The organism is Streptomyces sp. NPDC093598 (genome assembly GCF_044764825.1).
Taxonomy (GTDB): Bacteria; Actinomycetota; Actinomycetes; order Streptomycetales; family Streptomycetaceae; genus Streptomyces.
The window spans coordinates 71274-80693 of sequence record NZ_JBIWIV010000024.1 but is presented as its reverse complement, the minus strand read 5'-3'; the positions used below and the strand labels follow the sequence as shown (position 1 = coordinate 80693).

General features: G+C 69.5%; 6 protein-coding genes and 5 pseudogenes. 4 read left to right on the top strand and 7 right to left on the bottom strand.

The genetic code is table 11. The annotated features are described in order from the left end of the window. Positions 1 to 212: 212 nt before the first annotated feature. A pseudogene (locus ACIRDU_RS37335) lies at positions 213 to 320 on the top strand (DUF6207 family protein); the annotation flags it as partial. Between the two features lie 141 nt (positions 321 to 461). Here the strand turns inward: ACIRDU_RS37335 and ACIRDU_RS37330 are convergent. The 3 genes and pseudogenes from ACIRDU_RS37330 to ACIRDU_RS37320 form a co-directional block, all read right to left on the bottom strand. Beyond that, positions 462 to 1916 carry a hypothetical protein gene (locus ACIRDU_RS37330; RefSeq protein ID WP_403588443.1) on the bottom strand — a complete coding sequence of 485 codons (1455 nt, stop codon included), beginning with the start codon at positions 1914 to 1916 and terminating at the stop codon, positions 462 to 464. A 488-nt stretch (positions 1917 to 2404) separates the two neighbouring features. Continuing rightward, on the bottom strand, positions 2405 to 2578 hold the full coding sequence (locus ACIRDU_RS37325; RefSeq protein WP_403588451.1) for a DUF6336 family protein: 174 nt from the start codon (positions 2576 to 2578) through the stop codon (positions 2405 to 2407). A gap of 106 nt (positions 2579 to 2684) precedes the next feature. Further along, positions 2685 to 2744: pseudogene (locus ACIRDU_RS37320) on the bottom strand (hypothetical protein); the annotation flags it as partial. 482 nt (positions 2745 to 3226) lie between these two features. Between ACIRDU_RS37320 and ACIRDU_RS37315 the strand changes: the two are divergent. Further along, on the top strand, positions 3227 to 3679 hold the full coding sequence (locus ACIRDU_RS37315; protein WP_403588441.1) for a hypothetical protein: 453 nt from the start codon (positions 3227 to 3229) through the stop codon (positions 3677 to 3679). A gap of 41 nt (positions 3680 to 3720) precedes the next feature. On the opposite strand, the pseudogene ACIRDU_RS37310 reads toward ACIRDU_RS37315, so the two are convergent. Continuing rightward, a pseudogene (locus ACIRDU_RS37310) lies at positions 3721 to 3888 on the bottom strand (IS6 family transposase); the annotation flags it as partial. 753 nt (positions 3889 to 4641) lie between these two features. Between ACIRDU_RS37310 and ACIRDU_RS37305 the strand changes: the two are divergent. Then, complete coding sequence (locus ACIRDU_RS37305; protein WP_403588439.1) at positions 4642 to 5052, top strand: hypothetical protein; 411 nt, start codon at positions 4642 to 4644, stop codon at positions 5050 to 5052. Positions 5053 to 5611: 559 nt separating this feature from the next. Here the strand turns inward: ACIRDU_RS37305 and ACIRDU_RS37300 are convergent. Then, positions 5612 to 6526, bottom strand: a complete 915-nt coding sequence (locus ACIRDU_RS37300; RefSeq protein ID WP_403588437.1) for a hypothetical protein — start codon at positions 6524 to 6526, stop codon at positions 5612 to 5614. Between the two features lie 303 nt (positions 6527 to 6829). Here ACIRDU_RS37300 and ACIRDU_RS37295 point away from each other — a divergent pair. Next, positions 6830 to 7252: pseudogene (locus tag ACIRDU_RS37295) on the top strand (hypothetical protein); the annotation flags it as partial. 576 nt (positions 7253 to 7828) lie between these two features. Here the strand turns inward: ACIRDU_RS37295 and ACIRDU_RS37290 are convergent. Both ACIRDU_RS37290 and ACIRDU_RS37285 read right to left on the bottom strand, forming a co-directional pair. After that, a pseudogene (locus ACIRDU_RS37290) lies at positions 7829 to 8335 on the bottom strand (ATP/GTP-binding protein); the annotation flags it as partial. Positions 8336 to 8390: 55 nt separating this feature from the next. Further along, positions 8391 to 9365 (bottom strand): helix-turn-helix transcriptional regulator, encoded by a 975-nt coding sequence (locus tag ACIRDU_RS37285; RefSeq protein WP_403588435.1) that lies wholly within the window; start codon positions 9363 to 9365, stop codon positions 8391 to 8393. Positions 9366 to 9420 lie beyond the last annotated feature (55 nt).

Genomic DNA, 9420 nt, shown 5'->3' with positions numbered 1-9420 from the left:
CGCCACCATGCACAACCTCGCCCTGACTGGGTGAAGCAGCAGGTCAAGCACTACTCCGGCCTGCCCGAGCCCGACCTTATGCAACACCCTTTAGGCCACCCCTCCCGTGCATGAAGCCGGTCGCGGAGCCATAGGGCCCGGGCGTGCGCTACCTCAGCACGCTCCCGGCCCGCGCGCTCGGGCGGGAGAACTTCCGCAGGGCGTGGTGCGTCATGCTCAGCAGGAGGCGAATCAACGAGGCGCATGTGGCTGTGCCGGGCTTGGCCGTGGTGGAGGTGGCGGCCGCCGACGACGCAACCGCCTTCGCAGTCCAGGAGCTGCTCGCCGCGCGGTGCGCCATCGCGCCGGCAGACCGTGCGACCCGGGAGCGGACGAACCCGGAGTACGCCTCCGGTTCTACCTGGAAACCTACGCCAAGGCGCCAACACGTAGCCCGCCGCGGGTACGGGCCAGCTTTTGGCTCAGCTGCCCAGGGTCGTGCCGAATGCCGGGGCGCCCGAGGTGGAGACGGCGGTGGCGGACGGGCCGAACACAGAACCGTTCGTCAGGCTCTTGAAGGACCAGACCGCGCCGTCGCTCCCGTTCTCGCCCGGGCCCGCGACCGTGAGGTCCGCCTTGCCGTCCTTGACCGTGTCGGCGAGCAGGACGCGGCCGCCGAAGCGGTCGTTGTCCTCCGAGGTGCCGGGGACGCCTGACGTGGACTGGGACAGGGTGAGCGCGCCGGTCGCCGAGAATCCGGTCTTGCTGCCGTAGAGGATCGTCACCGTGCCGGTGTCCTCCGAGGTGCCGAAGGACTCGTATGTCGCCCCGACCGCGAGGTCCGCGTGTCCGTCGCCGTTGATGTCGCCCAGCGAGACACCTCCGCCGAAGCCGTCGCCAGACTCCGAGGTGCCGGGGACGCCCGTCGTGGACTGGGTGAACGAAGCGGTCTTGCGGTTCTCGGTGAACTGGGCCTCCGCAGCTCCGTACACGAGGGTGACCTTGCCGCCGAGTGCGCCCGAGGGATCGGCCGCGCTCTCCCGGTGGTTGCCGGCCACGATGTCGGCGTAACCGTCCTTGTTGACGTCGGCGACCGAAGAGACGTAGCTGCCCGGGAGGTACTCCAGCCAGTCGGTGAAGTTGGTGATCCGGCCGTCGGCCCAGGCCGTGATCGCGTCGTCGGTGCCCTTGGCGCGGCCGTGGACGATGAGACCGTCGAAACCGGCGCCCAGCACGTCGCCCGAGGACAGGTACTCGACGCCGTACGTGTCGTTGAACGGCCGCGACCCGTGGCCCATGCCCCCGCCTGTGGAACCGCTCATGTGCTCGCCGGACCGGGCGAACGGACCCTTCATGATCTGGAGGTTGGAGTTCCCTGTGGCGCCCACCGCGATGTCGTCGTCTCCGTCGCCGTCGAAGTCCCCGGCGGTCAGGGCCTGTCCGTAGTGGTCGCGGTCGTTGGAGTTCACGTTCTCGAGGGTCGAGGCGCCGGACAGCCCCGCCGTGCCGCCCCAGACGATGACGACTGTGCCGTCGTCGGGGTCGGGATTGACCTCGTAGCCGATGTCCTCGCCCGGGGCGCCGACGACCAGGTCCGCGTAGCCGTCACGGTCCAGGTCCGCCGACGTGACCACCTTGCCGAAGGCGTCCGAGGTCTCCGCGCTGCCGGGGACACCGGTGGAGTTCTGGGTGATGCTCTGGTACTTCGTCGTCCTCAGGCCGGTGGAGGAGCCGTAGACGACGGACACCGCCCCCGCCTTCGTCTTGCCGCCGACCGTGGCACCCGGCACGCCGACCGCGAGGTCGCGGTACCCGTCGCCGTTGAAGTCATACGGAGCCGCTGGGGTCGCCGCGTGGGCGGCGGGCACCGCCAGGGCGAACGGAGTCAGTCCGGAGGTCAGAAGGCAAGCGGCCATCAGGAACGGGGGTGTGCGCAAGGCGTCTCCAAGAGGGAGGAGGGCCAGCGCCGAGTGGGGCGCGGGCTCAACTTCCGTAAGCGTGTGCGAGCAGGAGACCACTAACGGGGCAGGAGGGTTGTACGGGCGTTCCGGTGAACTTTGAGGGTGCGCCGAACTGGTTCAAGCCGACTGACGAGTCAGGGCCACAGAGGCCGTCGCCTGCTGTCGATTGAGCTTCTCCAGGACGCGGTCGCGGAGACGGTCGTACTCCTTACGGAGCCTGCGCCACTCGGTCACGGCGGGCGGGCAGTCACGATGCCTCCGGTGAGGATCTCCTCCGGCCGGACCTGCGCGCGGGTGGGGTCGATCTTGATACCCGACCAGCACACGCCGTGAGCCCTCCTCGGCTCCGGCGGTGGACACTGCCCTTGGGGCAGGCGTCGAAAGGGACCCGTCGGGACGCTGTGGCGCACAGCCCGACGGCCGCGCGGAAGGCGCACGAAGCGCCCGCGCCGGGCGCGTGTGGCTCAGTTGCCGTACAGCCAGCTGCCGTACTCGGCGCCGTCCACGAGGAGGTGCAGGCCGAAAGCGCCTGGGCACAGCACCAGCGCCAGTACTCCGACCCGTAGCAGGACCAGGGCCGCGACCGTTACGAACCCGGCCTGGCCCGTGACGGTGTGCCAGTCCCGGCAGCGCCGGATGTCTCCCCCGCAGGCCCACCAGAAAAAGAGCCCGATAAGAATCCCCCACCACGGCTACGAAGGCGGCGACCAATCCGACGACGCCGAGGAACGTGCTGCGGTCGTGGTGGTCGCCGACGAACAGGGAGGCCACCCCGAGCAGGGGCACGGCGGACAGCCCGTACATGGCCCCACGCGCCGCTACATGCCGTATCCGGAGTAGGGGTCGGATGATCGCGTCCTCGGTGCGCATAAGCGTCACCGTAGCTCAGCCCCGCCGTCGGCTGGCTCGGGGTGCTGCTGAAAGCGGATCTTGCTCAATGTGGCGATGAGGCCAGCACAGCTGGGTTCTCGTGCGCATTTCCCTTCGTCCGATCAGCCGCGCACGACGTCCTCGGTCTTGGGTGAACGTTCCACGCGCGTCTTCCGTCGTATGAGGAGCAGGAGGGGAGGGTGAGCGGATGGTGAACACGCGCACGTCCACGACGGGCGAGCCGCTGCTGCAGCCGTCGGATACAGAGCTGGTGCGCGCGATGCTGGCGCTCGGTGTTGAGACGATTTACACGCGCCACTGCCATAGCCACCGGCGTCGCAGCTACCGCAGCCGTCGCCACGACCGCCCTCCCCCTCAGCGGCCAGTCCGCCAGCGCCCAGCAAGACCGGCCGGCGGTGATCCTGGCCCACGGCGCTGACCGACACCCCGCGCAGACGGCGACCGACTGGGTCACCTACGCTGATCATGTCGTCGAGGTCACCCCTGTCGTGGAAAGGGAGATCTCGCCCAGCCAGGACGAGGTCGACCGCGGCGAAGGGCTGATCCTTCGCAAGGTGACTCTGCGCGTCGACAAGGTCTTATGGTCCAGCGACACCGCCGCCAAAGCCGCCCCCGCATCGTTCGAGTGGATCGCACACGGCTGGCAGTTCACTGACGGGAGCATGGACAACCGCACCGAGATGGCCGGAGAAGGCGAGCCGCGAATCGAAGCCGGCCACCACTACGTCATGGCCATCGACTGGCAGGCTCCCAAGTGCGACCCTGGCGACGGGGAGATCCCCGGCCAGTGGCGTGGCCTCGGATCCGAATCCAGGCGCTGTCACGTTGTTGGGCGGGTAGGTGTCTGATGGTGCGTCGTGGTGTGGTGGAGCCCGGTTCCGGGTTGTGCTCAGGCCGTGGCAGCGACGCCGGCGACTCCGGTGATCTGCTCCCAGATTGCGAAGCGGACGGTCATCACGGCTCGGTAGTCGTGTGCGGGCATCAGATGGCGGCGGGGCCGGAAGTGGTGCGAGATGCCGTTGAACGCGGACAGGAACCGCTGTGCTCCGCCCACGGACGCGGGCGAGCCATCCGAGGACACCTTCGCCTTGGAGGCCCTCGGGCGCGTCTTCATAACCTCGCTGCGGATCTGGGGCAGACCGGGCCGGACACGGCGGAGGGCATCGCCCGCGCCGTCATCGACTTCGCCGCGCAGTTCCTCACCGAGGGCCACGAGGACGTCGCCGACACCCTGCGCCAGCTGGAGGCCGTCGGCGTGGGCCAGGCCCTCGATGCCCACCCCGCACCGACCGGCTCGCACCCGGCTGGCGGCCAGGAGTGCGGGCGGCCACTCCTTGACCTCCGACGGCTTCACCGCCGCTGTGGTAGTCCTTGCAGAGCGCGCCGGAATCGAGGTGGACTGGGCACAGTTCGGCGCCGCCCCGCACGGCCCGCTCGAAGACGCGCAGGTCTCTGCCGTTACAGGTATGTCCGTCGCGACGGACGGCGGATCCTGGGCGGCAGGACTGCGGGAGAAGGCACGCGAGCTGAGTCCCCGCATGCCGCGCTGACCGGAGCAACCCCGCACGACGAACCGATTGCTTCCAGACGACCTCGGTGGGCGAAGACGCGCTCGCGGATCGAGCGCGAATACCGCGAGCCCCAACACAGCCTGGGCGTGAACTACTTCGGGGGCCGTACCTGGCGCGGCCGGCACCATCACGTCACCCACGGCCCGCCGTGACGTCGGAGCAGCGTGGTAACCGGGGTGGCCCGAGTCGTTATGTGCCGGGCTGGAGCGGAATCGTCGCCTCCGTGGTGCAGTGAAGAAATGGCCTGGTGGGAGACAGTCAGGAACGGCATCCGCAAGTGTCGGCGGTCGAGTGGACGCGGCAGCGCATCCGATGACACCGGGAGGCGCCGGCCCTCCCGGTTGACGGATGCCGCGGTCGCGCTGCTGCTGGCGGCAGCCGATGCTCTGGCCCTGGCGGGAGTGGCGCTGTGGATGTTCCTAGTGGGGATGTCGCATTCCGAGCCTTCGGCGGACCGGGCGACGTCAGGCCAGGCTGTGCCGTTGTCTCAGCTGGTCGTGGTCTGGATTATTCCCGTCGCGCTCGGCGCGTCGTCGTACGTTCACGCACGACTGCGTATGCCCATCACCAGCGCCGTTCAGGGACTGTTCTTCGTCCTCGGCGCAACGCTGGCTCTGGGGCAGACGAAGATGCTGCTGTCCCTTACCTGAACTGCTTCCCAGACGTTGCGGCCGCCTCGGTGAAGGCAGCCGATGTCACCGAGCTCGCATCCCTGCGACGCGGCGCTGCGGGTCGCCAGAGACGCGTCCGCACTGGCCGGGCAGGTACTCAGAGCGCGAGTGAACGCGGGTTTGCGAACCTATGCCGCCGGCCCTGCGGTGTTGTTGCCCTTGGAGCAACGGCGCCGGTCCGATTGCATGCGGCGAGCCCCCGTGCCGCGAAGAGCCGCGGAGCGGCCGGGGCGGCCTCCTGCATACGGCGAGGATGTTTCCCTCCAGGAGTTGGGTGGCCTCGTCGCTTACGCGGAGGAGACCGGACGACTGCGCGAAGCGCTCACCGAGTCGGTGGAACGCTCCCGGGGGCCTGGCCCGCCGGACGTCTGAAGACCCGACAAGGAGAGCGACCTGCGCGTCCACGGCCGCACCGGCCAGCCTGCGCCACCGTCCGCGAGGTCTCTCCCACCGGCTCCACCCTCCAGCACTGACCGACCTGTGACGGCGGCGAACGGCGGGCGAGCGGAGGTTGTTCGGACTACTCGAATGAATCGTGTTAACCCCAGCTGGGCGACTGCCCGTTCGGCCCGCCGTACGGCGCCGGGCGTCCGGTGAACGCGTCCAGAAGGATCCGGTCACCGAGCGGGCGTTCCAGCGTCACTGTCACGTCCTTGCCCAGCAGCTGGGTGGTGCAGGGGCGGCCGTCCTGCGTGCCGACCACATACGCCGAGAGCACCACGCTGCCCCTCGTCTCCAGCACGTCCACTACAGGGCCGTCATCGCAGGCTCCGTGGAGGGCCACCACCATGACGGTTCGACTGCCGACAGCCGTCTCGTCCAAGTGGTCGAGATTCCGGAGCCCGCTGGAGGGCGACTCGGCCGCCGGACCGATCGGCGGCCTGGGAAGCTTCGACGGACGCACAGCGACCCGCTTGAGCGGGGTGTCGTACCCTTCCAGCGTGAACAGCCAGGCGGGGACCGTGGCCGGGCCGCGGCTCGTGGCCAGCGTCATCTCGCCCAGCTCCGCCCCAGTGACGGTCAGGTGCGGCCCGTCGTTGCTGCCGCGAGCCACGGTCTCGTACGCCTGCCGCGCACCCATCAAGGGGAGAGTGAGCGAGCCGCCGCCCGCCCACCTCACGTCGCCCTCCTTGCGTGGCGTGGCGGGCAGGTCGCCGCGCAGGACGAAGTTCTGCGTCGCGTAAGCCTCCTTGTCGGCCTCGTGACGGAAGGCGTTCTCGGGCAGCTGCACCGCCTCGCCCATAGGGTAGTAGCCCTCGCGCCAGGCGTCGGCGGCCGCTGAGCCGTCCCAGGCGGCGGCGACCTGGCGGGCCCGGGTGTCCGGCGCCGGGCCGGTGTGGCGGACTTGTGTGTCCCGACTGCGGCCTCTCTCGGTGCCGTACCCCGCGGCAGCACTGATTCCGGTGACGACCAGAGCCAGGATGATGAGCAGGCGGACTGTGGTCTTGCGCATGGGTCCCCCGGGGTGACGATGACGAACGGAAGCCGTGCGTTCCTTGGACGCCCGGGGCCCGGCCGGAGTTCCGTCATCGCCTCCGCGGCGCCCTACTCCAGTCTTACCGGACGTTCCCCGTCCGCCGTAGGCCGCCCGGAGCCAGTTGCGCCGTCACCTGATCGGTGGTCATGCTGAAAGGGCTCAGGGACTTGACGGAACACCCCCGCGTGGGCGGGGAGGACCGAACCGATCCCCGTCCAGACATTCACCCGGGTCGGGTGCGAACGGGGTGAAGATGCACCGGGGCCCCAAACCCGCGTCATGCGGCCCACCGCCCAGGAGACGCAAGTGGCTGTCCATGTCTGCTCATTGAAGACCAGCGTTGCGCAGTCGATCCCCGCCGACGGCGCCTACCACGTTGTCCGCTTCCCGTTCGGCTCCGACGAGCCGTACGACGCGCACAACATGCACCAGGCCGTCCAGCCGGACGGCTACACCGTCACCAACTGGTTCACGGACGACCGCTCCGGCCTCATCTGGCCCTCCACGGCGGGATGGGGTCAGATGCACGCGATGATCCAGTGGGAGGACAGCTCCTACACCGAATTGCGGGACCGCTTCGTCCGCGATCCGCTGAACCTGTCCACCGGCTACGACTCGACGGCCACCGACCACCGCCCGCCGTCGCCCGGCATGCAGTGCTTCACCAAGGGCCACGGCCTGTTCACCGCCATCGGCACTCCGCCTGACCGGAGGGCCGACGCGGGCCGCCCCTATGGCTGTGGCGTCCCCGCTGGATCGTTCGCCGTCCTCCAGGGCCGGCGATCGGCAACCGGCGCGGTGCCGACAGTCGCCTCCGTTCCGGCTCTGGGGAATTCGTGGTGTGGCTGGGTCGAGTTGCTGCACGCACGCGCAAGCCTGGCGGCCGAGCGGCGGCGCTTCGTCAATCGCTGTCCTCCGGTCGGATGTGTGCGTGAACCGGAACAGGTTGTGCGGGTCGTACAGCGTCTTCGCGCGTCGTAGTCGCTCGAAGTCCTCGGGCGCGAACAGTTCCCGGACCTCCTCCTGGGAGACCAGGGTGCCGTCGCTCTAGACGGAGTTGAGGCTGCGGCCGACGGTCCAGGGCTTCACAGCGTCGTAGACCTGCTGATGGACCGGTCGGGCGGACGTGGACGGCACGGCTGTAGCGCCGGTCATCACGCGCAGCATGTACGCAGCGTCCCTGGCGTCCACTCCTCTCGTGATCGCGGTGGTTGAGAGACCACCGCGACCGCCCCGGCCCCGGCGGTAAGCCAGGGGCCGGGGCTGCACGGAGGTCCGTTAGCCGCGGATCGCTTCCAGGGCCTGCGTTTCGAGGTCAGCGCGGCCGTCGGGGTCGTCGCCGTTGTTCGGGCCGTGCACGGTGCAGACGATGTCCTCGTCGTCGTCCAGCGCCCGGAAGAGACAGGTGACGCTGTAGGCGGGCACCCAGGCACGGCCGGTGCACTCGTCGTCGTGCGGACACGGCACCATCACGTCGAACCCGTAGTCGCCCTCGCCGTCGACATCAGTGCGCAGGGCGAGGGTGAGGTACTGCAGGCCGAGGCGGATCTCCGCGACGCGGTCGCCGCCGGCGACGTTCGAGCCGGGCTTCCACTGCCACAGCGGCAGGATCTCCTCGCCAAACACCCGGGAGACGAGGTTCAGGTCACCGAGGCCGTCGCCGCCGTCCAGTCCGAGGTCGGCCTGGCGGGCCTCGCTCAGGCGCTCCAGGAACGGCAGCAGCCGGTAGAGGCTGTCGGAAAAGACGACCTCGGGGAAGCCCTCCGCCTTGAGAGCCCGGCGCGACGCTCGATCGTCACGCCGTCCCGCCCTTCCGGTCCTGCCGCAGTAAATCCGCTATTTACTGTGGTAGTTCTTCCGGTTCCCGCTGGGCGGCTGCGGTGAGCTGGGCGGCCAGATCCTTGAGCGCCTGCCGTAGTTCGTCGGGCTGGTGGATGGTGAAGGGCCATTCCAGGGAGGCGAGCATGTGGGCGATGCCGTCCAGCCGTTCCGCCCGTGCGTGCAGGAGAACGCCGGTGGGCTGGGCGGTGAGGGTCACCGCTGAGCGAGGCAGTCGGCGGGCGATCTCATCGAGGGGGCCATGGATCGTCACCTCGACCTGCCAACGGTAGGGCCCCTGGGCGAGGGTCGAGGTCAGGTGGGCGACGGGGTCGAAGCCGTCGGGTGCGGTGAAGCTGTCGGCTCGGGGTGTGACGGAGGCGATGCGGTCGATGCGGAAGGTCCGCAGGCTGTCGCGGAGGTGGTCGTGGCCGACGACGTACCAGCGGCCGGTGTGGAAGACCACGCCGTAGGGGTCGATGTCGCGTTCGGTGTGTTCCTGGCGCCAGGACCGGTGGCTGATACCGACGGTCGTGTGGGCGCGGGAGGCCTGGGCCAGGGCCAGCAGGACGCCGGTTCCGGGTGCCTGCCCGATCACGGCGATGGCGGTGAAGGACAGGGTTTCCCGCATGGCGGCGAGCGGCTCGCGCAGGGCGTGCGGAAGCACCCGCTCGATCTTGGCCAGGGCACCAGCACTGGCCGGCGCGGCGGTGCCCATGCCCAGACGTTCTGCCGCGAGCAGGCCAAGAACGACTGCGAGGGCCTCGTCGTTGGTGAGGACCAGAGGGGGCATGCGGTAGCCACGGGCCAGCCGGTAGCCGCCGTAGCGGCCGCGTTCGGCCTCCACGGGGATGCCTAAGTCGCGTAGGTGGGCCGTGTAGCGGCGCACGGTGCGGACGTCGGTGTCCAGGCGGTCTGCCAGCTCCGCCCCGGTGAGTCGGGCGTTTGACTGGAGGAGTTCCAGCAGGGTCAGCACACGGGTGAGGGGATGCGACATGGGTCACTCGGCATTTCAGGGCGGATTCTGTCCTGTATCGACTTTACGCTCCCCT